General features: G+C 71.3%; 21 protein-coding genes. 5 read left to right on the forward strand and 16 right to left on the reverse strand.

Annotation, left to right across the window (positions count from 1 at the left end):
- Positions 1–82: 82 nt before the first annotated feature.
- The gene (locus tag KXC43_RS32235) at positions 83–1,594 is read left to right on the forward strand and encodes a sensor domain-containing diguanylate cyclase (RefSeq protein WP_221379977.1); all 1,512 of its coding nucleotides are present in this window, start codon (positions 83–85) and stop codon (positions 1,592–1,594) included.
- 57 nt (positions 1,595–1,651) lie between these two features.
- Positions 1,652–2,023 carry a VOC family protein gene (locus KXC43_RS32240; RefSeq protein ID WP_221379978.1) on the forward strand — a complete coding sequence of 124 codons (372 nt, stop codon included), beginning with the start codon at positions 1,652–1,654 and terminating at the stop codon, positions 2,021–2,023.
- Here KXC43_RS32240 and KXC43_RS32245 read toward each other — a convergent pair.
- Genes KXC43_RS32245 through KXC43_RS32255 form a run of 3 tightly spaced genes read right to left on the reverse strand, consistent with a single transcriptional unit; the run spans position 2,018 to position 5,998 of the window.
- Positions 2,018–2,632, reverse strand: a complete 615-nt coding sequence (locus KXC43_RS32245) for a hypothetical protein (RefSeq protein WP_221379979.1) — start codon at positions 2,630–2,632, stop codon at positions 2,018–2,020. The genes KXC43_RS32240 and KXC43_RS32245 overlap by 6 nt on opposite strands.
- Positions 2,633–2,681: 49 nt before the next feature.
- Entirely contained in the window at positions 2,682–4,841 is a 2,160-nt protein-coding gene (locus KXC43_RS52880) for an FUSC family protein (protein WP_221379980.1), read from the reverse strand.
- Between the two features lie 11 nt (positions 4,842–4,852).
- On the reverse strand, positions 4,853–5,998 hold the full coding sequence (locus KXC43_RS32255) for an acyl-CoA dehydrogenase family protein (protein ID WP_221379981.1): 1,146 nt from the start codon (positions 5,996–5,998) through the stop codon (positions 4,853–4,855).
- A gap of 44 nt (positions 5,999–6,042) precedes the next feature.
- On the opposite strand from KXC43_RS32255, the gene KXC43_RS32260 reads away from it, so the two are divergent.
- Positions 6,043–9,033: a glycine--tRNA ligase gene (locus KXC43_RS32260; protein ID WP_221379982.1), complete on the forward strand. Its 2,991-nt coding sequence runs from the start codon at positions 6,043–6,045 to the stop codon at positions 9,031–9,033.
- A 237-nt stretch (positions 9,034–9,270) separates the two neighbouring features.
- Here the strand turns inward: KXC43_RS32260 and KXC43_RS32270 are convergent, their stop codons facing one another.
- Positions 9,271–9,909 carry a DUF2306 domain-containing protein gene (locus KXC43_RS32270; RefSeq protein ID WP_221379983.1) on the reverse strand — a complete coding sequence of 213 codons (639 nt, stop codon included), beginning with the start codon at positions 9,907–9,909 and terminating at the stop codon, positions 9,271–9,273.
- 106 nt (positions 9,910–10,015) lie between these two features.
- A complete protein-coding gene (locus tag KXC43_RS32275; RefSeq protein ID WP_221379984.1) occupies positions 10,016–10,477 on the reverse strand; it encodes a DUF6392 family protein in 462 nt (153 codons plus the stop codon).
- A 157-nt stretch (positions 10,478–10,634) separates the two neighbouring features.
- Between KXC43_RS32275 and KXC43_RS32280 the strand changes: the two genes are divergently transcribed.
- Complete coding sequence (locus KXC43_RS32280) at positions 10,635–11,729, forward strand: glycerophosphodiester phosphodiesterase (protein WP_221379985.1); 1,095 nt, start codon at positions 10,635–10,637, stop codon at positions 11,727–11,729.
- A gap of 40 nt (positions 11,730–11,769) precedes the next feature.
- On the opposite strand, the gene KXC43_RS32285 is transcribed toward KXC43_RS32280, so the two are convergent.
- On the reverse strand, positions 11,770–12,384 hold the full coding sequence (locus tag KXC43_RS32285; protein ID WP_221379986.1) for an acyl-CoA-like ligand-binding transcription factor: 615 nt from the start codon (positions 12,382–12,384) through the stop codon (positions 11,770–11,772).
- Between the two features lie 61 nt (positions 12,385–12,445).
- Here KXC43_RS32285 and KXC43_RS32290 point away from each other — a divergent pair, with 61 nt between their 5' ends.
- The gene (locus tag KXC43_RS32290) at positions 12,446–13,324 is read left to right on the forward strand and encodes an oxidoreductase (RefSeq protein ID WP_221379987.1); all 879 of its coding nucleotides are present in this window, start codon (positions 12,446–12,448) and stop codon (positions 13,322–13,324) included.
- A gap of 32 nt (positions 13,325–13,356) precedes the next feature.
- On the opposite strand, the gene KXC43_RS32295 is transcribed toward KXC43_RS32290, so the two are convergent.
- From KXC43_RS32295 to KXC43_RS32340, 10 genes are all read right to left on the reverse strand, one after another.
- Positions 13,357–14,019, reverse strand: coding sequence for a 4a-hydroxytetrahydrobiopterin dehydratase (locus tag KXC43_RS32295; RefSeq protein ID WP_221379988.1), 663 nt, complete (start codon positions 14,017–14,019; stop codon positions 13,357–13,359).
- Between the two features lie 69 nt (positions 14,020–14,088).
- Complete coding sequence (locus tag KXC43_RS32300; protein WP_221379989.1) at positions 14,089–14,367, reverse strand: hypothetical protein; 279 nt, start codon at positions 14,365–14,367, stop codon at positions 14,089–14,091.
- Positions 14,364–15,587, reverse strand: coding sequence for an inorganic phosphate transporter (locus KXC43_RS32305; protein ID WP_221379990.1), 1,224 nt, complete (start codon positions 15,585–15,587; stop codon positions 14,364–14,366). The genes KXC43_RS32300 and KXC43_RS32305 overlap by 4 nt, the downstream gene beginning before the upstream one ends.
- 143 nt (positions 15,588–15,730) lie before the next feature.
- Complete coding sequence (locus KXC43_RS32310) at positions 15,731–16,048, reverse strand: DUF3349 domain-containing protein (protein WP_221379991.1); 318 nt, start codon at positions 16,046–16,048, stop codon at positions 15,731–15,733.
- Positions 16,049–16,058: 10 nt separating this feature from the next.
- Positions 16,059–16,355: a hypothetical protein gene (locus KXC43_RS32315; protein WP_221379992.1), complete on the reverse strand. Its 297-nt coding sequence runs from the start codon at positions 16,353–16,355 to the stop codon at positions 16,059–16,061.
- A complete protein-coding gene (locus KXC43_RS32320; RefSeq protein WP_221379993.1) occupies positions 16,356–17,573 on the reverse strand; it encodes an inorganic phosphate transporter in 1,218 nt (405 codons plus the stop codon).
- 230 nt (positions 17,574–17,803) lie between these two features.
- Positions 17,804–19,882 (reverse strand): PQQ-dependent sugar dehydrogenase, encoded by a 2,079-nt coding sequence (locus KXC43_RS32325; protein WP_221379994.1) that lies wholly within the window; start codon positions 19,880–19,882, stop codon positions 17,804–17,806.
- Positions 19,882–20,790, reverse strand: a complete 909-nt coding sequence (locus tag KXC43_RS32330) for a sugar phosphate isomerase/epimerase family protein (protein ID WP_221379995.1) — start codon at positions 20,788–20,790, stop codon at positions 19,882–19,884. The genes KXC43_RS32325 and KXC43_RS32330 overlap by 1 nt, the downstream gene beginning before the upstream one ends.
- A gap of 156 nt (positions 20,791–20,946) precedes the next feature.
- A complete protein-coding gene (locus KXC43_RS32335; protein ID WP_221380025.1) occupies positions 20,947–22,212 on the reverse strand; it encodes an aspartate aminotransferase family protein in 1,266 nt (421 codons plus the stop codon).
- A gap of 154 nt (positions 22,213–22,366) precedes the next feature.
- Positions 22,367–23,743: an aminotransferase class I/II-fold pyridoxal phosphate-dependent enzyme gene (locus KXC43_RS32340; RefSeq protein ID WP_221379996.1), complete on the reverse strand. Its 1,377-nt coding sequence runs from the start codon at positions 23,741–23,743 to the stop codon at positions 22,367–22,369.
- Positions 23,744–23,851: the final 108 nt, after the last annotated feature.

Consider the following 23,851-nt stretch of genomic DNA (forward strand, 5'->3'; position numbering starts at 1 on the left):
GCAGGCTGCGGCGGTCCCACCTGCACCCGAACTGCGACCGCCTGCTCGTCAAGCCCGTCGCCCCGGTGCCGACCTTTCTGGCATGAGCATGAGCAGCGGCATGGGAACGGCGGGCGCCGTCCTCGGGGGCGACCCCCAGGACGCCCTGCTCGGCGACCTCGTCTCGTTCATGACCAAGGACACGCCCTCGGTCCAGCACGTGCTGGACCTCTGCGTGCCGCACCTGCGCGAGGCGGCCGGTCTCACCGCGGCCACCGTGTTCGAGCTCGACTCCGAGACCGGCCTGCTGACCGTCACCGCCCGCGTCGGCGAGCCCGGCCGCCGCGATGTGCTGACCGCGGGCAAGGTCTTCCGCCTGGCGGCCGGGGCCAAGCCGTTGGTCAGCGGCGAGCAGATGGCCGTGCGGCTGCGCATCGGCGGGCAGACCGTCGGCGTCCTGCTGCTCACCGGAGCCGGCCTCGACGCCCTGCGCCCCGAGGTGCTGGCTCCGCTCGCCCTGCACTTCGCGACCACGCTGCAGGGCCTGGCGGCCGAGAAGCAGCGCCAGTTCGTCTCGCACACCACCAGCACCATCCGCCGCCTCTTCGAGCAGGGCATGGCCGCCGACGGCGTCGAGGACGCCGCCGGCCTGCTGGCCGCCTCGGCCGCCGAGGGGTTCCGCACCGAGCACGCCGCCGTCATCCTCGTCGACCCGGACGGCACGGTCCTCTCGGCGCACAGCGTCGGACTGCCCGAGGGCGACGCGACGATCGCCGAGCTGCTGGGCCGGTCCGCCGAGGAGTCGCCGGTGTGGCAGACGGTGCGGGACGGAAAGGTCGCGCTGGCCAACGACTCGGTGACCTCGGTCGTACGCCCCTGTGACCTCGCCCTGCTCATGAAGCTCAAGTCGTTCGCCGCCATGCCGCTGATGTCCGCCCAGGGCCCGGTCGGCATGATCATGTGCGGCGACTCGCGCGCGCCCCGCGAGTGGACCGCGCGGGACCGCATCCTCGCCGATCAGCTGTCGGTCGAGGGCGGCCTGATCATCGACAGCGCCGGCATGCGGCAGGCCGCGCAGGCGCATGTCGCCGAGCTCAGCCGCCAGGCTTTCCACGACTCGCTCACCGGCCTGCCCAACCGCACCCACCTGATCGACCGGGCCGAGCGGGCCGTCCGCGAGGCCGGGGAGACTCGCGACCGGGTGGCCCTGATGCTGCTCGACCTCAACGGCTTCAAGCAGGTCAACGACACCGCGGGTCACCAGGCCGGCGACGCGCTGCTGCAGCAGGTGGCCAAGCGCCTGCTCGGCGCGGTCCGCGACGGCGACGTGGTCTCGCGGCTGGGCGGCGACGAGTTCGCCATCATGCTCACCCGGCAGGCCGACGAGGAGGTGGCCAGCGTGGTGGCCGGGCGCATCTGCGACCGGTTGCGCCGCCCCTTCGCCATCGACGGCGCCGAGGTCTCGATCGGCGGCAGCGTGGGCATCGCGCTCTATCCCGACGACGCCACCGACTACGAGGCCCTGATGCGGGGCGCGGACGCCGCGATGTACGAGGCCAAGCGGGCCACCAAAGGCCACGGCGGCGGTTACCGGCGGGCGCGGGACACCTTCTGAATCTTGGTCCGGGATACCGGGCGGAACCTGTCCGGTATCCGGCCTAGCGTCGCCGTCATGAACTTCGCTTCGGTACGTCTCATCACCGACCACGTCGGCCCGCTCACCGACTTCTACGAGCAGGTCACCGGGCAGCCCGCGCGGCGGCACACGCCCGACTTCGCCGAGATCGCGCTGCCCGGCGCGACCCTGGCCATCGGCAGCACCGCCACCGTCAAGCTGTTCGGCGAAGGCTCGGCCGAGCCCGCGGCCAACCGGACCGCCATCGTCGAGTTCCGGGTCGACGACGTGGACGCCGAATTCGCCCGCCTGCGTACGGTCATCGGCGACCTCGTCCAGGAACCCACCACCATGCCCTGGGGCAACCGGTCGCTGCTGTTCCGCGACCCCGACGGCACGCTGGTCAACCTGTTCACGCCGCCCTCATGAGAAGATCCACGCCACCACGACGCCGACCAGGCCGCCGCTGACCAGCAGGCCGGCGCCGAAACGCCGGGTCTCCGGCCGCCAGACCGACCCGACGCCGATCAACAGGTAGAGCGGCACCCAGGCCCAGAACGGGGCGGCCAGCCCGGCCATCGAGGGGAACAGCGTCATCGGGCCCACGGCGGCGCACGGACCGGCGCAGCCCAGCGCCAGACCGCTCAGCAGGCCCGCCAGCAGCGGCGGGTCGACCAGGCGGGCCTGCTGCGGCGGCGACGCCACGGTGAGGACCGGGTCGTCGCCCGGGTGCTGGGTCAGGGTGAGCACATAGCCGGCCGGGTCGTGGACGATCAGCACACGGCCGTCGGCCGGGCCGCTCTCGTCGACGCGGCAGCCGGACTGCTGCCAGAGGTCACGCGTCGACTCGTACACCTCGGGGGTGTGCTCACCCAGGCCGGGCAGGCGGCCGCCGCGCAGGATGCGGGTGGCCGGCGGAGGCGACTTGAGCAGGGCGGCCGGGATCGGGTCGAGGCGCAGCCCCGGGAAGGCGTGCAGCGTCGCCTCCAGCCGCTGCTCGACGCCGCGGGTCAGCTCGGCCCGGCTGCTCTGGCTCACCCGTCACAGCCTCGCTCACACTCCGTCGCGATGCCGGACTATCGCGAAATCAGGTGGCGCCGTCGGCTACCCGGGAGACGCGGACCCGGATCTCGTCGCCGGGCTCGGGGCGGCCGGTCATGTTCGTCAGGTCCTCGCGCAGCCCGTCGAGCCACGCCCGCAGGTCGGCCACGATGTAGAGGTCCTGGCCCAGGTCGTCGGGCCACCGTGGCGGCGCCGGGCGATCCGGTGGGCGGCCCGGGGTCTCGTTGCGCAGCAGGCGCTCGGCCGCGGCGTCGTAACAGGCGGCGACGTCGTCGGCCAGCGCGGTCAGCTGGTTCACGAACGGCAGCAGTCCGCCGGCCGGGCACGAGCGGACCAGGGCCTCCGCCCCGCGCACGGCGTGGTGGCCCGCGACCAGCGTGGCCTGCCAGTCGAGCCGGGCCGGTGCGTGCCGCTCGCTCTGGTACAGGGCGAACGACGCCTCGGCCAGCTGCCCCGCGAAACGGGCCTTGGGCAGCGCGTTGCCGGGCGTGGCGCCGTTGGCCATGACGGCGATCGTCTCGCGGACGACCTCGGCCGCCGACGCCAGGAACGTGCCGGTCGCGCGGTGCAGTTCCCCGGCCCCGCCCCGCGGCCAGGCGAACAGGCCGATGAGCACGCCGATGGCCGCGCCGATCAGCACGTCGGCCACCCGCTGCTCGGCCAGCCGCCAGTCGACGGGGGTGACCTGCGCGAAGACGAGCGTGATGACCAGCGTGAACAGCGCCTGCGACCAGCCCAGGCCGAGCAGCGGGCCGGCCGCGAAACCGGCGATCATCACGAACGGCAGGGCGACGGCGAACACGAGCGGGTCGAGGCCGGGCAGCAGGATCAGGGCGGCCACGACCGAGCCGGCAACCGTGCCGACCAGCGCCGGCCGCAGCGTCGAGCGGGTCTCGGCGGCCGACGCGCGCAGCACGGTCAGGATCGTCAGCAGCACCCAGAAGCCGTGCGACAGGTCGAGCTCACCGGCGATCAGCCGGGCCACCGCCAGCGCCACGGCCAGGCGCAGGGCGCCCTGGAAGGCGACCGAGCGCGGGGTCAGATTTTCCCGCAGGCGGTGCCAGTAGAGGGCCGGGGTGCGACGGTACGCATACCAGAACTGCCCCGGGCGAGCCGTCTCCGGCGTGGGGTCGGGGTGCCCGGGCGGCTCCCCGGCGGCGATCCGCACGGCGACGACGAGGCTCTTGGTCCACTCCCCGAGCGACAGGGCGAGCGCGCCGAGCCGCAGCCGTTCCGGCGGCAACCCGTTCGGGTCGGTGTTCATCCGCGCGGCCCGGAAATCGGTGACGGCCGCCGCGACCACGTTGGTGTCGGGCAGCGGCCCGTCGCCGCGCAGCCAGGCTCCGGTGGCCCCGACGCAGCCGGCCGTGGCGCTGAGCAGTTTGATGGCGGCCGACCGGGTGATCGCCTCACGGTCGGCCGAGAAGTACAGGTCGACGACCCGGCCGAGCAGCAGCCGGGACGTGCCGGCCGCTGCCGACAGCGCCCGGTCGTGGCGGCCGGCCGAAGCGGGTCGCTCGATGGGTGGCAGCCGCGAGGGGCGCAGCTCGTCAGCGGCCTCGGTCGCCTCGGGCACCAGGGCGGCGAGCCGGTCGCGGCCCGTCCTGTCGCCGGACCAGTCGTCGGCCAGCGCCTCGAGGCAGGCGGCGAGGGCCGAGACCGCGTCGGCCAGGCGGTGCCGGTACGGGACCGGCGCCGGGTCGGGCCACAGGAAGAGCTCGGCGGTGGCCAGCAGGGCCACGGCGAGGGTGACGCCGGCCAGCCTCTCCGGCAACGCCCCGGGGTCGTACGGCGGGAAGCACGGCAGGATGTAGAGCAGTTGCATGCCGGCGGCCAGCCCCACGAGCCGGGGCCCGCCCACCCCGACGAAGCTGACAGTGAAGCCGAGCACGAACATGCCGGCCGCGGCCGCCCAGTTGCTGACCGACAGCAGCGTGCCGAGCGAGATCAGCCCCCACACCACCGGCAGCACCGCGACGAGCGTCCGCGCCCGCTGCCGGGGCGACCCCGGGATCTGCGACAGCGCCCCGAGCGCGATGGTGCCGAACAACGCGTACGGCGCCGCGTCGGCGCTGCCGATCACATAGCGGCAGAGATAGAAGCCCAGGCAGGCGACCAGCGTGACCCGGACCGCCCGCCGCACGACGAGCAGCTGAGGATCCCGCTTGAGCACCCACCCCCACACAAGCCGCAGTCTTACACGAAGGCGCTCTCTCCGGTGATGGCGCGGCCCACGATCAGGGTGTTGATCTCACGGGTGCCCTCGTACGAATACAGCGCCTCGGCGTCGGCCACGAACCGGCCGATGTTGTATTCGAGCACGATGCCGTTGCCGGCCAGCAGTTCCCGGGCCCAGCCGACAACTTCGCGCATGCGGGTGGTGCAGTAGGCCTTGGCCAGCGCCGAGTGCTCGTCGCGATATTGGCCCGCATCCTGCAACTGGGCCAGCCGCACACACATGCCGAGGGCGCCGGTCACGTTGCCCAGCATGCGGACCAGCAGATCCTGCACGAGCTGGAACTTGGCGATCGGCCGGCCGAACTGCTCCCGCTCCTTCGAGTAGTTCAGGGCGATCTCGTACGCGGCCAGCATGACGCCCACGGCTTCCCAGGCCACGCCGCTGCGGGTCTGCCGCAGCACCTTCGCCGTGTCCTTGAAGGAGTTCGCGTTCTCCAGCCGGTCGTCCTCGGGCACGCGCACGTCGGTCAGGCGGATGTCCGCGTTCTGCACGGTGCGCAGCGCGATCTTGTTCTCGATCTTCGTGGCCGTGAAGCCCGGCGCGTCACCGCGTACAACAAAGCCTTTGACCTGGTTGTCGGTCTCGTCACGGGCCCAGACGACGATCAGGTCGGCGAAGGTCGCGTTGCCGATCCAGCGCTTCTCGCCGTTGAGCACCCACTCGTCGCCCTCGCGGCGGGCCGTCGTGCGCAGGCCGGCCGCGACGTCGGAGCCACCCGTCGGCTCGGTCAACGCGAACGCGCCCACCTGGTCGAAGGCGGTCATCGCGGGCAGCCAGCGCTCCTGCTGCTCGGGCGAGCCGCACATGGTGATGCTGCCCATGGCGAGCCCGGCGTGCACGCCGTAGAAGGTTGCCATCGACGCGTCGGCCCGGGCCATCTCGAGGGCGAGCCACCCGTTGAGCAGCGACGACGAGCCCTCGCGACCGGCGATGCCGAGGCCGGCGTACCGCTTGATCAGGTGCATCGGGAAGTCGGCGCGCCGCCAGTGGTCGTTGGCGATCGGCACGACCTCGTCGTCGAGGAACGCGCGCACCCGCTCCACCACGGCGGCCTCGTCATCCGAAAGCAGGTCCTGAAAGGCGTAAAGGTCTCCGGCGAGCATATTGCCTACGTACCCGCGAGCGGCCCGCCCTAGACTTCCAACCCATGCTCACCATGCAGGACGCGCTGGCCCGGTTGACCGCGTACTGGACGGCTCAGGGGTGCCTGACCGTCCAGCCGATGAACACCGAGGTCGGTGCGGGGACGCTGAACCCGGCGACCTTCCTGCGGGTGCTGGGCCCGGAGCCGTGGCGCGTCGTCTACGTCGAGCCCTCCGTGCGGCCCGACGACTCGCGCTACGGCGAGAACCCGAACCGGCTGCAGACCCACACCCAGCTCCAGGTGATCCTCAAGCCCGACCCGGGCAACCCGCAGGAGCTCTACCTGGGCAGCCTCGAGGCGCTGGGCATCGACATCCGGGCCCACGACGTCCGCTTCGTCGAGGACAACTGGGCCTCGCCGGCGCTGGGCGCGTGGGGCCTGGGCTGGGAGGTCTGGCTCGACGGGCTCGAGATCACCCAGTTCACGTACTTCCAGCAGGCCGGCGGCCTCAACCTCGAGCCGGTCTCGGTCGAGATCACGTACGGCATCGAGCGCATCATCATGGCGCTGCAGGACAAGACGCACTTCAAAGAGATCATCTACGCGCCCGGGATCTCCGTGCCGTCCGAAGGACCAGGCATCGGTAATGTCGCAGCCAAGGGGATCTCGTACGGCGAGGTCTTCGGCCAGGGCGAGTACGAGATGTCGCGGTACTACCTGGACGATGCCGATGTCGCCGCCAACCGGCAGTTGCTCGAGATCTACGCGGCCGAGGCGCAACGGCTGATCGACGCCGGGCTGCCGGTGCCGGCCCACACGTACGTGCTGAAGTGCTCCCAGGCGTTCAACGTGCTCGATTCGCGCGGCGCCGTCTCCACCGCCGACCGCGCCGCCGAGTTCGCCCGCATGCGCCGTCTCGCCGGCGACGTCGCCCGCCTGTGGGTGGCTCGCCGCGACGAGCAGGGCCACCCGCTGGGCCTGGTCGAGGCGCTGCCGCCGGCCACCGCGACCGCCACCCCGGCCGCGAAGACCAGCCCCCGCGCGCTCATCTTCGAGATCGGCACCGAGGAGCTGCCGCCGGCCGAGGCGAGATCGGCCCGCGACTACGTGCAGCGCGCGCTGACCGAGGGCCTGTCCGGCACCCGGCTCGAGCACGACGAGGTACGCGTGTTCGCCACCCCCCGGCGGCTGGTCGCGCTGGTCGCCTCGGTCGCGGCTCAGGAGCCCGACCACCTACGCCAGGTGCGGGGCCCGAAGGTCGGCGCCCCGGCCAAGGCGGTCGAGGGTTTCGCGCGCGGCCAGGGCGTTCCCGTCGATCAACTCGAGACGGCGCTCTACGCCGAGGCCGAGCACCATGTCGCCCGGAAGCACGAGGCCGGCGGCGCCGCGGCCGAGGTGCTCGCGCCCGTGCTGGCGAAGGTGGTGACCGGTCTGCGCGGGGCCAAGAACATGCGCTGGAACGACCCGCAGCTCTCGTTCAGCCGGCCGATCCGCTGGCTGACCGCGCTGTGGGGCGACGACGTGGTGCCGGTCGCGGTGGGCACCCTGGCCGCCGGTCGTCAGACCCGGCTGCTGCGTACGGCCTCGGAACCGATCGTCCAGGTCGCGTCGGCCGAGACCTTCATGGAGACGCTGGCGCTGGCCGGCATCGTCGCCGACCCCGAGGACAGGCACGACCTGATCGTCACCGGCGCGCAGGACGAGGTCTACCCCGAGGGCCGCATCGACGTGGCCGGCGAGTCCGCGCTGATCGAGCAGATCACGTACCTGGTCGAGGCGCCCACCCCGCTGCTGGGCACGTTCGACGAGAGTTACCTGTCGCTGCCGGACGCCGTGCTGACCACCGTGATGCGCAAGCACCAGCGCTACCTGCCGGTCCGCGACGCCTCGGGGGCGCTGCTGCCGATGTTCGTCACCGTCGCCAACGGCCCGGTCGACGTCGAGCTCGTGCGCACCGGCAACGAGGCGGTGCTGCGCGCCCGCTACGAGGACGCGGCGTTCTTCTACCGCGCCGACCGCAACACGCCCCTGCCGGACATGCGGGAGCGCCTGTCCCGCCTGACCTTCACCGACAAGCTGGGCTCGATGGCCGACCGCTCGGGCCGGATCGCCGCCCTGGCCACGTCGCTGGCCGACTCGCTCGGGCTGTCGTCGGCCACGCTGGGCCGGGCGGCCCGCCTGGTCAAGTTCGACCTCGGCTCGCAACTGGTCACCGAGATGACCAGCCTGGCCGGCGTGATGGCCCGCGACTACGCCCTGCACGCGGGCGAGCCGCGCGACGTGGCCCAGGCCGTCTACGAGGCCGAACTGCCCCGCAACACCGGCGACGACCTGCCCGCCTCGATCCCGGGCGCCCTGCTCTCCCTGGCCGACCGCCTCGACCTGGTAACCGGCCTGGCCGCCACGGTCGGCCTGCCCACCGGCAGCAGCGATCCCTTCGCCGTACGCCGGGCCGTGCTGGGCCTGCTGGCCGTGCACCGCGCCCACCCCGCCCTCTCCGGCCTGTCCCTGCTCGACGGACTGCGCTCGGCCGCCGCCCAGCAGCCCGTGCCCGTCCCGGCCACAGTGCTCGACAGCGCCGCCGAGTTCCTGGCCCGCCGCCTCGAACAGGCGCTGACCGAGGAGGGCAAGCCGGTCGACCGCATCCGGGCCGCCCTCCCCCACCACGCCCGCCCATCGGTCGTCGACACACTGCTGACCCAGCTCGACACCCTCGTCGGCAACCCCGACTTCGTGGCGGTCGCGGCCGCCATCCAGCGGGCCCGCCGCATCCTTCCCCCCGGCACCAGGGCCGGTTACGACCCCTCGGTGCTCACCGAGCCGGCCGAACTGGCCCTGCACGAGGCGGTAGCCGGCGTGAAGCCCACCTGGGGCGCCGACCTGGTCGCCTTCACCGCCGGAGTCGAGCCGCTGGTCGAGCCCCTGGCCCGCTTCTTCGACGAGGTCTTCGTCATGGCCGAGGAGCCCGCGTTGCGAGCCGCCCGCCTCGGCCTGCTGGCTACCGTCCGCGACCTCGGCGAGGGCCTGCTCGACTGGCCGGAGCTGCGCCTCTAGACCCTGCCCGGTCAGCCCTCACCCGGATTGGCCAGAAGCCTCCGGAGGACAGCGATGTCTTCGACGTCCTTGTCCCGCCAAGGCCGGCCGTTTGGGCAGCGTCGGGAAACCACCAGAATCGTCTTCGACCGGGACTCCTCGGAGCGGGGAACCCAGAACTCGACATCGCCGTGGGCACGAGTGACACGCCCGATACGGGCGTCGAGCCCCCACCCTCCGCACTCTGTGGCGGGGAGTTCAGCCGCGGAGCGTCACCGGTGCGGCGGTGGCGCGGCGGTGGCGGGCCGGGCGGCGGATGATCCATTCGGCGACCGCGAGGTTGATCGCCCAGCCGAGGATCATCAGGGCGGCTCGCGGGCTGGGCGCGGGTTCGCCGGCTGCCACGGTGTAGGGCGCGAGGGTGAAGGCCTGGGTTCCGGCTCCCAGGGCCAGCGCGTACGACCGGATCATCCAGGCCCGGTGACGGCGGATGTCGCGGCGGCGGATCGCGTGTACGGCGGTTACCAGGCCGTACGTCATCGCGGCCGAGACCAGGAGGCGGGCGATGTTGACCACGGTGTGGTCGTTGGGCGGCAGGTCGGAGAAGAGGGTGAGCCAGGCGCCGCTGAGGGCCACTGCCAGACCGGCCACGACCAGCACCCGGCCGGCGCGGCGGTGCCAGGCGCGGTGGTTGCGGCGGAAGGCGTCCTCGAACTGGAAGGCGCCGGCCAGGCTGTAGATCAGCGCGGCGATGATGTGCACGACCACGGGGGCCGGCATCTCGGTGAAACGTTCGGGCGCGGGGGCGCCGGAGGCCAGGGCGCCCAGACGGGCCGCGCCGGCGATGGAGGGGACCAGCGCCAGGGCGATCAACCCGGCCGGGACGAGCTTCGACATTCCTTGATCGTCGCCGGTCGGACGGGTCGGGTCGTCGGTCCGGAGGCCCGAAGGAACCGGGTCCGAAGTCGGAGCTGGGGGCTGTACTTAAGTACGGCCCGGAGCGTCAGCGGGCCAGGACGAGGCGCAGCAGGTGCTCGCCGTCGGGGGCGTACTGGGCGTGCATGACGAACCAGGGGAAGGCCCACTCGTCGGCGGCGCCGCCGTGCTGGGTGCGGTCGGGGTCGGTGCTCTGGGTGGGGCGGCCCAGCGCTGCCCACAGGCTCGTGCGGCGGCCGATCGTGCCGCCGCGGCCGGGGATGACGCCGCGGAACGGACGGAAGCCGGTCCGGTCGTCGAAGTGCAGCACGACCCGGGTGACGCGGTCGTACTCGTCGACGCCGACCGACACACCGTGTTCGCGGGACTCGTAGGTGCGGGCGCCCGGGGTGGCCATCAGGCCGTACTCGCGGCTGACGGTCAGGGCCTGCCCTTCGAGCAGGTTCTGTCCGAGCAGCTGGGTCAGGTCGCTTCGCGGGACGACGTTCGGCTGCATGGCGTCACTCCTGGTCAGGGATTCGGGGGTCACTGTAAGCACATCGAGTTAACTGCGCGTGAACCCGTGCAGCCTTCCCGATCCGTTTCCGTGATCGCTACGCCGACGATGCCTCGTAGTCGGGTTTGTCCCTTCGACTCGTGCCGGGACCCCGGCGACGGACGCCGCGGTGAATCCCGTGGAGGATCACGTGGCCGACCGACGTCAGGTGCTGCGCATGGGAGCCGTGGCCGCGGCCGCCCCCGCGCTCGCCGGAACGGTTGCCGCCCCGGCGCTCGCGCACGGGCCCAAGCACAAGGAGCCCGAAGTCTTCGGGCACCGCGGCGCCTCCGGCTACCGGCCGGAGCACACGCTGGCCTCGTACGAGCTCGCGGCCCGCATGGGCGCCGACTACATCGAGCCCGACCTGGTCGCCACCAAGGACCACGTGCTGGTGTGCCGGCACGAGCCCGAGATCGGCGGCACCACCGACGTGGCCCAGCACCCCGAGTTCGCCGGCCGCAGGAAGACGGTGCTGCTCGACGGCGTCAGCGTCACCGGATGGTTCACCGAGGACTTCACCCTGGCCGAGCTGAGGACGCTGCGGGCGATCGAGCGTCTCCCCGCCGTCCGCCAGGAGAACACCCTCTACGACGGCCTGTTCCCGGTGCCCACGTTCGAGGAGGTGCTCGAGCTGCGGGGCCGCCTGTCGAAGGAACTGGGCCGCGACGTCGGCGTCATCCCGGAGACCAAGCACCCCACGTACTTCCGGCGGCTCGGCCTCGACCTCGAGACCCCGCTCGTACGGACCCTGCGGAAGCACCGGCTCGACCGGCGCGGCGCCAAGGTGTGGATCCAGTCGTTCGAGGCGGCCAACCTGAAGGTGCTGCACCAGCAGTACCGGGTGCAGGTGAACCTGGTCTTCCTGACCGGCGCCGCCGGTGGTCCGTTCAACGACCCGAAGACGTACGCGCAGTATCTGACCCCGGCCGGGCTGAAGGAGCTCTCGTCCTACGTGGACGGCATCGGACCGGACAAGAACCAGGTCATCCCGCGCAACGCCGACGCCACGCTGGGCACGCCGACGGCGCTGGTGCGGGACGCCCACACGGCCGGGCTCAAGGTCATTCCGTACACGTTCCGCGCCGAGAACCAGTTCCTGCCGGCCGACTACCGCGTGGGGACCGACCCCAACGCCTACGGCCGGGCCATCGACGAGCAGATCACGTACCTGCGGACCGGCATCGACGGCCTGTTCACCGACCAGCCCGACATCGGCGTGCTCAGCCGCACGCTCGCGGACTGATTCTTCCCGAGGTGGCCGCGTCCCTGGGCGCGGCCACCGTTCAGCCCTGGGCGGCCGACAGGGCCGGCGCGAGCATGGCGAACGCGCGGCCGGTCAGCTCGAGCGGGTCGGCCTCGCCGTCGGTGGTGGCCCAGCGCTCCAGGGCCGCGTCGAGCGCGGCGAAGGCCATCCGGGTGGCCATCTGCGGATAGAGGGCGTCGGGTTCCTGGCCGAGTCGCTGCGCCAGCACCTGCGCGAGCTCGGCCTGCCAGCGCGCCTGCCGCTCCAGCGAACGCGCGTGCAGCACCGGCGTGCGGTGGATCAGGCGCACCACCGCCAGCGTCTTGGCCGCGTCGTGGTGGCCGGCGCAGAAGTTGATCGCGACGGTCACCGCGTGCCGCAGCGACTCGGCGGGTGGCTCGGCCGGGGGACGGGACTCGAGCTCGGTGCGCATCTCGTCGCCCAGGTCGGCCAGGAGCTGGATGACCACGTCCTCCTTGGACGCGTAGTAGCGGTGGAACGTGCGCCGGGACATGCCGGCCGCGGCGACGATGTCGTCGACCGTCGTCTCGTCGTAGCCGCGGGCCGCCAGCAACTGCAGCGCGGTTTCGCGCAACTCCTCGCTGACCAGCCGTCGTTTGCGCTCGGCCAGGCTGGGCGGCCGGTCGTTCGTCATGCCCCGATGGTACGTCATGACGCCGTTGACACACTGTGCCACGAGAGGCACGATGAGGCGCATGACGAAACGCACCTTTGTGATCACGGGGGCGAACAGCGGGCTCGGTCTGGCCGCCGCCAAGGCGCTCGCACGGCCCGGGGCGCACGTGATCCTCGCCGTACGGGACGAACGGAAGGGCCGCGAGGCGCAGGCCGCCCTCACCGGCGGCACCAGCGAGGTGCGCCGCGTCGATCTGGCCGACCTCGATGCGGTACGGGCCTTCGCCGCCGGCCTCGACCGGGTCGACGTGCTGATCAACAACGCCGGCGTGATGGCGCCACCGCGCACGCTCAGCAAGCAGGGCTTCGAGGTGCAGCTGGCGGTCAACCACCTCGCTCACTTCGCGCTGACCGCGCTGCTGCTCGACCGGCTGTCGGCGGGGGCCGACCCCCGCGTCGTGACCGTCAGCTCGGTGCTGCACAAGAAGGGCCGGCTCGACTTCGACGACCTGCAGGCCGGGCGCGGCTACAGCGCGACCGCCGCCTACAACAACTCGAAGCTGGCCAATGCCGTCTTCGGCCTGGAGTTGCACCGCCGCCTGACTGCGGCCGGCTCACCCGTCCGGAGCCTGCTGGCCCACCCCGGGTATGCCGTGACGGGCCTGCAGGCGGGCGTGCAGCCGGGCCTCTATCGCACGTTGCTGACCAGGCTCGGCAATCCTTTGCTCGCCGTGAGCGCCGACCAGGGCGCCCGCCCCGTCGTGCACGCCGCGACCGCCCCCGACGTCGAGGGCGGCCAGTTCATCGGCCCGACCGGCGTGGCCCAGATGCGCGGCGCACCGGGCCCGGTGCCGCTGGCGCCGCACGCCACCGACCCGGCGCTGGGCCGCCGCCTCTGGACCGTCTCGGAGGAACTGACCGGCGTCCGTTTCCCGCTGCTCGATCGAAACAGACCCTAGGGCGCCCTAGGTTCCGCCCCGCGGATCATGGGTCAGATCGCCTGGTCGCGGGTCTGCCACGTGCACAGGCAGATCTTGTTGCCCTCCGGGTCGGCCAGGATCCAGTACGCCGGGGCCCGCTCGTCGCTGACCAGGCGGCCACCCGCCGCGATCGCGGCGTCGATGCGGGGCTGCACCTCGGCCGGATCGAGCCACAAGTCGTGGTGCCAGCGCTGGCGGGGCTCCTCGTCGCCGGACTGCTGGAACCACAGGGTCGGCAGCCTGTCGGCTGGGTCGGTCAGGTCGATGCCGGGGTCGGCGTTGCCGTCCCGGACCAGGCCGAACACCGCTTCCCAGAACGGCAACACCTGTTTGCGGTCCGGCGTGTCCAGGGCGATGTCGAGCCGCGAGACCGGTCCGCTCGCCGGGCGCAGGCCGGCGTCCGCGGCCAGGCCGCTGATGGCGCGGGCCAGCTGCACGTCGCGGGTGGTCACGCCCTGCTCGTCGTGGCTGGTCAGCCGGACGTGGACGTGCCTATGACGCAGGTTGACGTCCGGGTGGTGGCCGGCCTGCTCGGCGGCGGCGCCGATGGCGGCGACGAGCGCCAGCCCGGCCGCGAAGTCCGGCGTGGCGATCCGGGTCTCCAGGCTGTCGTAGAAGTAGGCCCAGCCGGTGAGGCCCTCGCCGGCGATCTGCTGTCCGGTCAGACTGGTCATGCGCCCATCCTGGCCGATGCGGGCCGCACACTCCACGGGACAGAATCCCGGGCGAGCCGCCCGATCCGGCTACTTGTCGACGATCGCCGGCCAGAAGTGGTCGAAGCTGATCGTCTTGCCGAAGCCGCTCGCCACGATGTAGGTCAGGCCGAGCAGCACGCCGAGGATGACGACCGCGAACAGCCCGTACGCCAAGGCCTTGCCGGCCGGGCGGGGCGCCGCAGCGTCGGCGCCCCAGGCCAGTGACCGGATGCCCAGCGCGAACAGCACAGGCAGCCCGGCGCCGAGGACGAGACCGGCGGCCAGCACCTTCCAGGCGCCCTCGAGCGCGAATCCGAAGTTGCTCACAGGGCCACCTTCTCGGACGGGGCCGGAGCGGACGCCGGGACCGGCTCCCACTCGTCGTTGACGTTGTTGTGGTCGACCGGCGCGTGCCGGGACCGCAGCCACATGCCGGTCGCCGCGGCGAGCAGCAGAACGAAGATGACGATCGCGCCGGCGACGCCGCCGACGAAGTTGCCCAGGTACCACGTCAGGGCGCCGACGACCGCGGCCGCGGGCAGCGTGATCAGCCAGGTGGCGACCATGCGCCCGGCCACGCGCCAGCGCACCTGCGCGCCGGGCTTGCCCACACCGGAGCCGAGGATCGAACCGGTCGCCACGTGGGTGGTCGACAACGCGAACCCGAGGTGGCTGGAGGCCAGGATGACCGCGGCCGACGACGACTCCGCCGCCATGCCTTGCGGGGGCGCGATCTCGACCAGACCCTTGCCGAGCGTACGGATGATCCGCCACCCGCCCAGGTAGGTGCCCAGCGCGATCGCCACCGCGCAGGCCGCTTTCACCCAGAACGGGATGTTCTTCGTGTCCGTCCAGTCGCCGGCCGCGATCAGCGCCAGCGTGATCACGCCCATGGTCTTCTGCGCGTCGTTGGTGCCGTGGGCCAGCGACACCAGCGAGGCGCTGCCGATCTGACCCCAGCGGAACCCGTTCTCGGTGAAGCGCGCGGCCACGCCGACCGTCGCCTTGTAGATGAGCCAGGTGCCCACGGCCGCCACCACGCCCGCGATGACGGGTGAGATGAGGGCCGGCAGGATCACCTTGCCGACCACCCCGTCGAGCTTCGTGCCGTTGCCGTTCCAGTTCACGCCGGCCCAGCCCAGGCCCGCGATGGTGGCGCCGACCAGCCCGCCGAACAGCGCGTGCGACGAGCTGGAGGGCAGGCCCAGCAGCCAGGTGAACAGGTTCCAGACGATGCCGCCGATCAGGCCGGCCAGCACGATCAGCAACAGCGCCGTGCCGCCGTCGGTGGTGAGCGATTCCTTGGGCGTGCCGTCGGCGTTCTGGATGCGCACGACGGCGTTGCTGACGGTCAGGGCGACCTCGACCGAGAGGAAGGCGCCGATGAGGTTGAGGATGCCGGAGAGCGCAACGGCTGTCTTGGGCCGCAGGGCGCGGGTGGCGATGGAGGTGGCCATCGCGTTCGCCGTGTCGTGGAACCCGTTGGTGAAGTCGAACCCGAGGGCCGTCACCACCACGAGCGCCAGGATCACCGATGTTTCAGTCACACCTCAGGGTCGCTGGTGGAAGATCGGACAAGAAGAGTTCAGACTCCGTGAACTTGATATTTCGCGCCCGTTACCCAGGTACTCATGATCCGTTCACCAGATGTTCAGTTGACGGCTACGTTCCCATGCTGCTGTCCGCACTCTCAGTCGCTGGGCGGATCGGCCAGCGGCCAGCCACCGGCGGCCAGGCGGGCCGACACGCGCACCACGTCCTCGGCGTCGGCCTGCTGCAGCACGGCATCGTTGATCATGGCTTCGATGTCCTGCGCGTTGATCGGGTCGGGGCTGCCCAGGGACTGCTCGGCCAGATCGTTGGCGATCTTGCGGACTTCCTCCTCGGTGAGCTTGCGACGCAGCACGCCCAGCAGGGCCACGTAGTCCTGCCGGGGCACGCCGGTCGGGTAGCCGGCGCGCAACCAGTCGACGGCGCGGACGAGGAAGTTCGAGCGGTTGTCGGTCACGGTTCCTCTCCTACTTGTCGACGATCGCCGGGTAGACGTGCTCGAAGCTGATCGTCTTGCCGAAGCCGCTGGCCACGATGTAAGTGATACCCAGCAGAGCGACGAGCACAACGACCGCGAAGAGAACGTACGCCACCAGCCGGCCCACCGGGTGCGGCGCGGCGTGGTCGACCTCGGCGTCACCGCCGGCGCCGAACGCCATCGAGCGGATGCCGAGCGCGAACACGGCGGGCAGACCGGCGCCGAGGATCAGGCCGGCGAGCAGCACCTTCCACGCGCCTTCGAGAGCGAATCCCAGGTTGCTCACTCAGACCGCCGTTCCCGCGGGCTCGCGGCGCTCGGCCGGCTCGTCCCACTCGTCGTTGACGTTGCTGTGGTCGACCGGCGTCCTGCGCGAGCGCCAGTACATGTAGCCGGCCGCCGCCAGCAGGATCAGGAAGATCACGAGCGCGCCGCCGAGGCCACCGATGAGGTCGCCGATGAACCACATCAGCGCGCCGACGACCGCCGCGGACGGCAGCGTGATCAGCCAGGCCGCCACCATGCGCCCGGCCACCCGCCAGCGCACCTGCGCGCCCGACTTGCCCACACCCGAGCCGAGGATCGAACCGGTCGCGACGTGCGTCGTGCTGAGCGCGAACCCGAGGTGGCTGGAGACCAGGATGACCGCGGCCGACGACGACTCCGCCGCCATGCCCTGCGGGGGCGCGATCTCGACCAGACCCTTGCCGAGCGTACGGATGATCCGCCACCCGCCCAGGTAGGTGCCCAGGGCGATGGCGAGCGCGCACGAGGCCTTCACCCAGAACGGGATGTTCGTCGTGTCGGTCCACTCGCCGGACGCGATCAGCGCCAGGGTGATGACACCCATGGTCTTCTGCGCGTCGTTGGTGCCGTGGGCCAGCGACACCAGTGAGGCGCTGCCGATCTGACCCCAGCGGAACCCGTTGTCGGTGAAGCGCGCGGCCACGCCGACGGTGATCCGGTAGATCAGCCAGGTGCCGACCGCGGCCACCAGACCGGCGATGACCGGGGACATCAGCGCGGGCAGGATCACCTTGCCGATCACACCGTCGAGCTTGGAGCCGTCGCCGTTCCAGTTCACGCCGGCCCAGCCCAGGCCCGCGACGGTCGCGCCGACCAGCCCGCCGAACAGCGCGTGGGACGAGCTGGAGGGCAGCCCGAGCAGCCAGGTGAACAGGTTCCAGACGATGCTGCCGACCAGACCGGCCAGCACGATGAGGAGTAACGCTGTGCCGCCGTCGGAGGTCAGGGCCTCCTTGGGCGTGCCGTCGGAGTTCTGGATGCGGACGACAGCGTTGCTGACGGTCAGGGCGACCTCGACCGAGAGGAAGGCGCCGATCAGGTTGAGGATGCCGGAGAGCGCCACGGCCACCTTTGGCCGGAGGGCGCCGGTGGCGATGGACGTGGCCATCGCGTTCGCTGTGTCGTGGAACCCGTTGGTGAAATCGAACCCGAGGGCCGTGATCACCACCAGGGCAAGAATGACCGTTGTCTCTGTCACATCGTCAGCGTTGCCCGTAAAGGTCAGACCTGAAAGGGGCCTGTGAGCACGAGTCCAAGCTTCGGCTGCCGTTGGTGGAACACACACCCGACGTTCGCCGGATCGTCAACGATCGACAGGTTTGGCCGGCGCCGAGGCCCTGGGTAAGGCACTGGCGGGCAGACCGTCGCCGAACTCTACCGAGAAAGGGCCGGACCCAACGGGTCCGGCCCTTCTTGCTCAGAAAACTCTCAGTTGGTGGGCTGCAGCACGACGGTCGCCGTGCCGGTCTGGGCCGGAGAGCCCGTGTCGGTGTACGAGGCGACGAACACACCGGTCAGGTTGCCCGCGCCGGCGTGCCCGGCGTCGAGGAACGTCTGGATCGAGCCGGTGCAGCCGGACGCCGTGGACAGCGGGTGCCCGTGGGTGTCGTGGCCGAGGACGTAGGTCACCGTGACCCGCGAGCAGTCGACCGGCGCGTCGTCGGTCACCGTCACCTCGAAGTTCACCGTGTCACCGAAGGCGAACGGCTGGCCCGCCTGCGGCGTGGTGAACCGGACGACCGGAGCCGCCGTGCCGACCGGCAGTCGCACCTCGGCCGAGGCCGACCGGCCGGTGCTGTCGGTGACCTTCAGCGTCGGGCGGTAGTTGCCGTTCTCGGTGAAGGTGAACGTCGGGTTGGGCGAGCGCGAGTCGACCCGGTTGTCGTTGTCCAGGTACCACTCGTAGCGCAGGGCGTCACCGTCCGGGTCGGCCGTGCCGGCGCTGGAGAACTGCACCGTCAGCGGCGCCTGGCCCGACGTCGGTGTGGCCGTGACCTTCGGGGTCGGAGTGCGGTTGCCGCGCACGAAGTCGAACCGGGAGAGCTGCGCGTCGGGGTTCTCGGCGAAGTAACCGTCGCCGTACTCGAGGACGTAGAGCGCGCCGTCGGGGCCGAACTCGAGGTCCATCGGGTTGTCGAAGACGAGCTCGGGCAGCACCGACTCGATCTTCGTCACCTGGTTGCGCCGGTCGAGCGTCAGGGCCTTGACCCAGTCACGGGTCCACTCGGCGAACAGCGGCTTGCCGTCGAACGCGGCCGGCCACTTGAACGGCGAGCGCGAGCGCTTGTCGTAGTCGTACGCCGGGCCGCCCATCGGGCCGATGCCGCCGGTGCCCAGCTCCGGGAACTGCGCGCTGGCCGTGTAGGTGTAGGCGATCTCGGACTTCTCGACCGGCGGCAGGTTGCGCAGACCGGTGTTGTTGGGCGACTCGTTGACCGGGGCCGCGCAGTTGAACGCCGCGCCCGAGGTGCCGGTGGCGAAGTCGTAGTCGATGTACGGCACGTCGGGTTGCACGCAGTACGGCCAGCCGTAGTTCGCCGGCTTGTCGATGGCCATCCAGCGGCCGTGCCCGGCCGGGCCGCGGGCCGGGTTGGCCGCCCGGGCGTCCGGCGAGTAGTCGGCCATGTAGACGACGTCGGTCTCGGGATCGACGGTGAACCGGAACGGGTTGCGCAGGCCCATCGCGTAGATCTCGGGCTTGGTCTTGGCCGTGCCCTTCTTGAACAGGTTGCCCTTGGGGATCGAGTAGCCACCGTTGCGGCCGACCGTGATGCGCAGCAGCTTGCCGCGCAGGTCGTTGGTGTTGGCCGAGGTGCGCTGGGCGTCGAAGACCGGGTTGCGGTTCGGCCGCTCGTCGATCGGCGCGAAACCGTCGGAGGAGAACGGGTTGCTGTCGTCGCCGGTGGACAGCAGCAGGTTGCCCTTGCTGTCGAAGTCGATCTTGCCACCGACGTGGCAGCACTGGCCGCGGTCGGTCGGCACGTCGATGATCTTCTGCTCGGTGTTCAGCTTGAGCGTGCTGCCGACCAGCTTGAACCGGGACAGCGTCAGGTGGCCCTTGAACCGCGCGAAGTCGGCCGCCGTGCCCTCGGTCGGCGCGTCACCCTCGTTGGTCTGCGGGGTGAGCGGGTCGTCCTTGGGCGTGTTGAGCGGCGGCGAGTAATAGATGTAGACCCAGCCGTTGCGCTTGAAGTCGGGGTCGATGGCGACGCCCTGCACGCCCTCTTCGTCGTGCAGGTAGACCGGAATGGTCGCGGCGAGCACGTTACGGCCGGTGGCGGGCTCGTGGATGCGAACCTCGCCGCCGCGGGCGGTGTGCAGCACCCGGCGGTCGGGCAGCACGGCGAGCGCGATCGGCTCACCCGGCAGGTCGTTGAGGGTGACCTTCTGGAAGTCGGAGGACGGGGGCAGCGGCTGCGAAGAGGATCCTCCGCCGGCCACGGCCACGGACGGAGTGACCAGCAAGGCCACTCCGGCGACGCTGAGGGTTGCCAGACGACGCAGCATCAGAAACGGAGCCCCTCCAGGTAGGTGTACGCACGCTGGGCGGTGACGAGCGCGTCGGCCGGCGTCCGCGGGGGCGAACCGGCGTCGTCACGCTCCACGATGTACTCGACCAGGCCGGCTTCCCGCGCGTGCTCGAAGATGCGGCCGAAGTCGATCAGGCCGTCACCGGCGTCGGCGAAGCTGGCGTTGATGTCGAGGTCCTTGACGTGCACCTGCTTGATGCGGCCGCGGTTCTCCTTGATCAGGTCGACCGGGTCGTGCGCGCCGCGGAAGGCCCAGAACAAGTCGACCTCGAAGTGCACGTAGCGGTTGTCGGTCTCGTTGAACAGGATGTCCATGCCGGTCTGCTTGGTGCCGTTCTGCCGGAAGAACTCGGCGTGGTGGTTGTGGTAGCCGAACGAGATCCCGGCCCGCCGGGCCAGCTTGCCGGCCTTGTTGAGGTCGGCCGCGAAGGCACGGTAGACAGCGGCGTCCCGGACCGGGCCGTTCGCGCCCTGCCCGAAGAACGGGTGGACGATGAACTTGTTGCCGACGATGTTCGCGTCCTGCAGCGCCTTCTCCCAGGTGGACGCGTTGAACGGCTGCGGGATGCCGACGTGGCCGGAGGTGGCGCGCAGGCCGGCGGCGTCGAGGGCGGCCCGGAACTGGGCGGCGGTGCGGCCGACGAAGCCGGCGTGCTCGACCCGGGTGTAACCGATCTCGGCCAGTTCGGCCAGGCTTGCCTCAAGGTTGATGTTCAGCTGATTGCGCAGCGTGTAGAGCTGCACGCTGATCTGGTCCTTCGGGACCCGGCGGGAGGAGTGGTGGGAACCGCCGGCGTTGGCGGCCCCGGGCACAGCGATGGTGGCAGCAGCCCCGGCTGCGGCCGCAGCGCCGAGGAGCTGGCGACGGTTGAGGGATTGCGGCATTGCTTCTCCTTCGAACGACATCGTTCGATGAGGTTACCGATGTGTTTCGTTTGAAGTGAAGGTTAGTTTCTTCAGATCAAGCAAAAGTTTCCATCATGGATGCAAAACGCCCCAGCCACCGATGGTGACCGAGGCGTTGATGGATATAACTAGGGGTCAGGCGATGCGGGCTTCCGAGTCCACCCGGGACAGCGCGCCGGTGAGGATGGACAGTCCTTCGCGGGCCTCCGCCTCGGTCAGGGTCAGCGGCGGTCCCATCCGCAGCACGTTGCCGTGCAGGCCGCCCTTGCCGACCAGCAGGCCGCCGGCCCGGCACTCGTCGAAGACGCGCACCGTCGCCGCCGGGTCGGGCTCGGTGGTGCCGGGCCGGACGATCTCGACGCCGATCATCAGGCCCTTCCCGCGCACCTCACCCACGCTCGGCAGGTCGAGCGCCCGGAGGCCGGCCAGCAGGATGGCGCCGGTGCGCTCGGCGTTGGCCTGCAGGTCGTGGTCGAGCACATAGTCGAGCACCGCGGCGCCGGCCGCCATCGAGAGCGGGTTGCCGCCGAACGTCGAGAAGCTGATCGCCGGCACCGCGTTCATCACCTCGGCCCGGCCCACCACGCCGCCCAGCGCGAAGCCGTTGCCGATGCCCTTGGCGAAGGTGATCAGGTCGGGCGTGACGCCGTGCGCCTGGTAGCCCCAGAAGTGCTGCCCGGTGCGCCCCCACCCGGTCTGCACCTCGTCGGCGATCAGCAGGATGCCGCTTTCGAGCAGAACCTTCTGGTACGCCCCCAGGAGCCCGTCCGGCCCGGCCACGAACCCGCCCACGCCCTGGATCGGCTCGGCGATGAGCGCGGCCACATCCCCGGCCGTGACCGTGGCCAGCACCTCGCGCAGATCGTCGACCGCCGCCTCGAGGATGTCGCCGTCGGCCAGCCCGGCCATCCGCCCGCGCAGCCGGTCGCCCGAGGCCAGCCACTGCACGTTCAACGGGCTCAGCGAGCTCGACGACCAGCTGCGGTGCCCGGTGACCGCCATGGTGGCGAACGTCCGGCCGTGATAGCTGTTCTTGATGGCCAGGATCTGGTTGGAGCGGCGCACGTTCGCGGCCATCAGCAGCGCGGACTCGTTCGCCTCGCTGCCCGAGTTGGTGAAGAAGACGCGCGCGTCGGGGATGCCGGAGACCCGGGCGATCTTCTCGGCCAGCTCGACCTGCTGCCGGATCAGATAGAGCGTCGAAGTGTGCACGACGCCGGTGGCCAGCTGACGCTGCACGGCCTCGTTGATCTCGGCGACGTCGTAGCCGATCATGTTGGTCAGCACGCCGCCGAAGAAGTCCAGGTAGGTGCGGCCGTCGGCGCCGGTGACCCGGCGCCCCGACCCGGCGACGATCTCGAGAGCGTCGTCACCGTAGTAGATCGGCATCCAGGCCGGCATCACGGCTCTATGGCGGGCCAACAGGTCGTCGCTCACGAGAGTCTCCCTAGTTGAAGAGCGAGTTCAAGGTCAAGAGCCGGATGTCCCAGCGAGGTGGTGGGTCGTAGCCACCCGGGCGACGTGAGTGAGTGGTTGCGCTCGGAAGCCCGGGGGTTCATCGCCAGCCTCGCGGGTGCGGGCGGGCTCGGGGGCCGCTGCCGCGTGAGCCCAGCAACGCGGCGGCGGCGAGGGCGTCGGCCAGCGTGTCGATGTCGCCGGAGACCAGGCCGACGGTGACGCGTACGTGGTCGCTGTCGAGCGGGGTGACGCAGAAGGGGGTGCCCGGCGAGACGGCGATGCCGTGGGCGGCCAGCGTGACCATGGCGATCTGCTGATCGTCGACGGCCATCCACAGGTTGATGCCGTCGGCTGCGGTCGCGCTCACGCCCCGCTCGTGCAGGGCCCCGAGCAGGGCGGCGCGCCTGGTGGCGTACGTGTCGCGGGCCCTGTCGACCTGCGCGATCGACGCCGGGTCGGTGAGCAGGTCGAGCAACACTCCCTGCAGCAGGCGGCTGGACCAGCCGGGACCGAGCAGACGCCGGTCGGCCAGCGGAGCGATCACACTGGCGGGCCCCCCGACCGCAGCGAGCCGCAGGTCCGGCCCGTGCGACTTGGAGAAGCTGGCGACGTGGACCGTCCGCTCGGGCAGCAGGTTTCCCAGGCTGACCGGCAGCGACGAGGCGATGTCCCCGGCGTGGTCGTCCTCGACGGCCACCACGTCCGGGAAGCCGTCGAGAACACCGGCCAGCTCGGCCGCGCGGGCCGGCGACATGCTGACCCCGGTCGGATTGTGCGCGCGGGGCTGCAGAAAGACCGCGACCGCGGGATAGTCGGCGAGGACCCGGCGCAGGTGGGCCGGACGCATTCCGGCGTCGTCCATCGGCACGCCGACCACCGTGGCGCCGACCGTCTGCAGCAGGTCGAGCAAGGGCGGGAAGGCCGGGTTCTCGACCACCACGTGGTCGCCGAACCGCACCACCTCGCCGATCACCCGGTCGAGCGCGTCGAGCGCGCCGTCGACGACGGTCAACCGCTCGGGCGGGTACGGCCAGCGCTCGCGCAGCACCGCTTCGAGCGCGGGCAGCACCGGGGCGTCGAGGTAGCTCGTGGTCAGCCGCCCGTCCCCGATCCGCTTGAGCGCGTCGGTCAGATCGGGCAGCAGGTCGTGATCGGGCACGCCGGTGGAGAGATCGCGCGACGCCGCGGCGACCGCCCCACCGAGTTGCGAGTAGCGCAGGCGCTGCCGGGGCAGCACGGGAGCGGCCACGAAGGTGCCGGACCGCCCGCGGGTCTGGATGGCGCCGGCCCGGGCGAGGCTGCGCCAGGCCTCGCTGACCGTGGTGGGGCTGACCCCGAGCTCGCGCGCGACATCGCGGACCGTCGGCAGCCGGGTGCCGGCCGGCAGCTGCCCGGCGGTCACCAGGCGGCTCACGGCCGCGGCAATCCCCCGGGCGCTGCGATCGTCGACAGCGCCCGTGATCAGCGCGAGCAAATTACCTCTCCGAAACAGTCCGTTACAACCAGGCAATTGTTCGCCTGAATGTGTGTCATTAGTGTCCTACGGCATCCGACAGCCACAAAGCAAGACCTAGCGCTGGGC

The sequence above is a fragment of the Paractinoplanes polyasparticus genome, from assembly GCF_019710575.1.
Classification (GTDB): domain Bacteria; phylum Actinomycetota; class Actinomycetes; order Mycobacteriales; family Micromonosporaceae; genus Actinoplanes; species Actinoplanes polyasparticus.

Excerpts from the sequence above, each read along its gene's own strand:
- KXC43_RS32235 (WP_221379977.1), top strand. The coding sequence starts at position 83 with ATGAGCATGAGCAGCGGCATGGGAACGGCGGGCGCCGTCCTCGGGGGC.
- KXC43_RS32240 (WP_221379978.1), top strand. The coding sequence starts at position 1,652 with ATGAACTTCGCTTCGGTACGTCTCATCACCGACCACGTCGGCCCGCTC.
- KXC43_RS32255 (WP_221379981.1), bottom strand. The coding sequence starts at position 5,998 with ATGCTCGCCGGAGACCTTTACGCCTTTCAGGACCTGCTTTCGGATGAC.
- KXC43_RS32260 (WP_221379982.1), top strand. The coding sequence starts at position 6,043 with ATGCTCACCATGCAGGACGCGCTGGCCCGGTTGACCGCGTACTGGACG.
- KXC43_RS32270 (WP_221379983.1), bottom strand. The coding sequence starts at position 9,909 with ATGTCGAAGCTCGTCCCGGCCGGGTTGATCGCCCTGGCGCTGGTCCCC.
- KXC43_RS32285 (WP_221379986.1), bottom strand. The coding sequence starts at position 12,384 with ATGACGAACGACCGGCCGCCCAGCCTGGCCGAGCGCAAACGACGGCTG.
- KXC43_RS32290 (WP_221379987.1), top strand. The coding sequence starts at position 12,446 with ATGACGAAACGCACCTTTGTGATCACGGGGGCGAACAGCGGGCTCGGT.
- KXC43_RS32295 (WP_221379988.1), bottom strand. The coding sequence starts at position 14,019 with ATGACCAGTCTGACCGGACAGCAGATCGCCGGCGAGGGCCTCACCGGC.
- KXC43_RS32325 (WP_221379994.1), bottom strand. The coding sequence starts at position 19,882 with ATGCTGCGTCGTCTGGCAACCCTCAGCGTCGCCGGAGTGGCCTTGCTG.
- KXC43_RS32330 (WP_221379995.1), bottom strand. The coding sequence starts at position 20,790 with ATGCCGCAATCCCTCAACCGTCGCCAGCTCCTCGGCGCTGCGGCCGCA.
- KXC43_RS32335 (WP_221380025.1), bottom strand. The coding sequence starts at position 22,212 with ATGCCGGCCTGGATGCCGATCTACTACGGTGACGACGCTCTCGAGATC.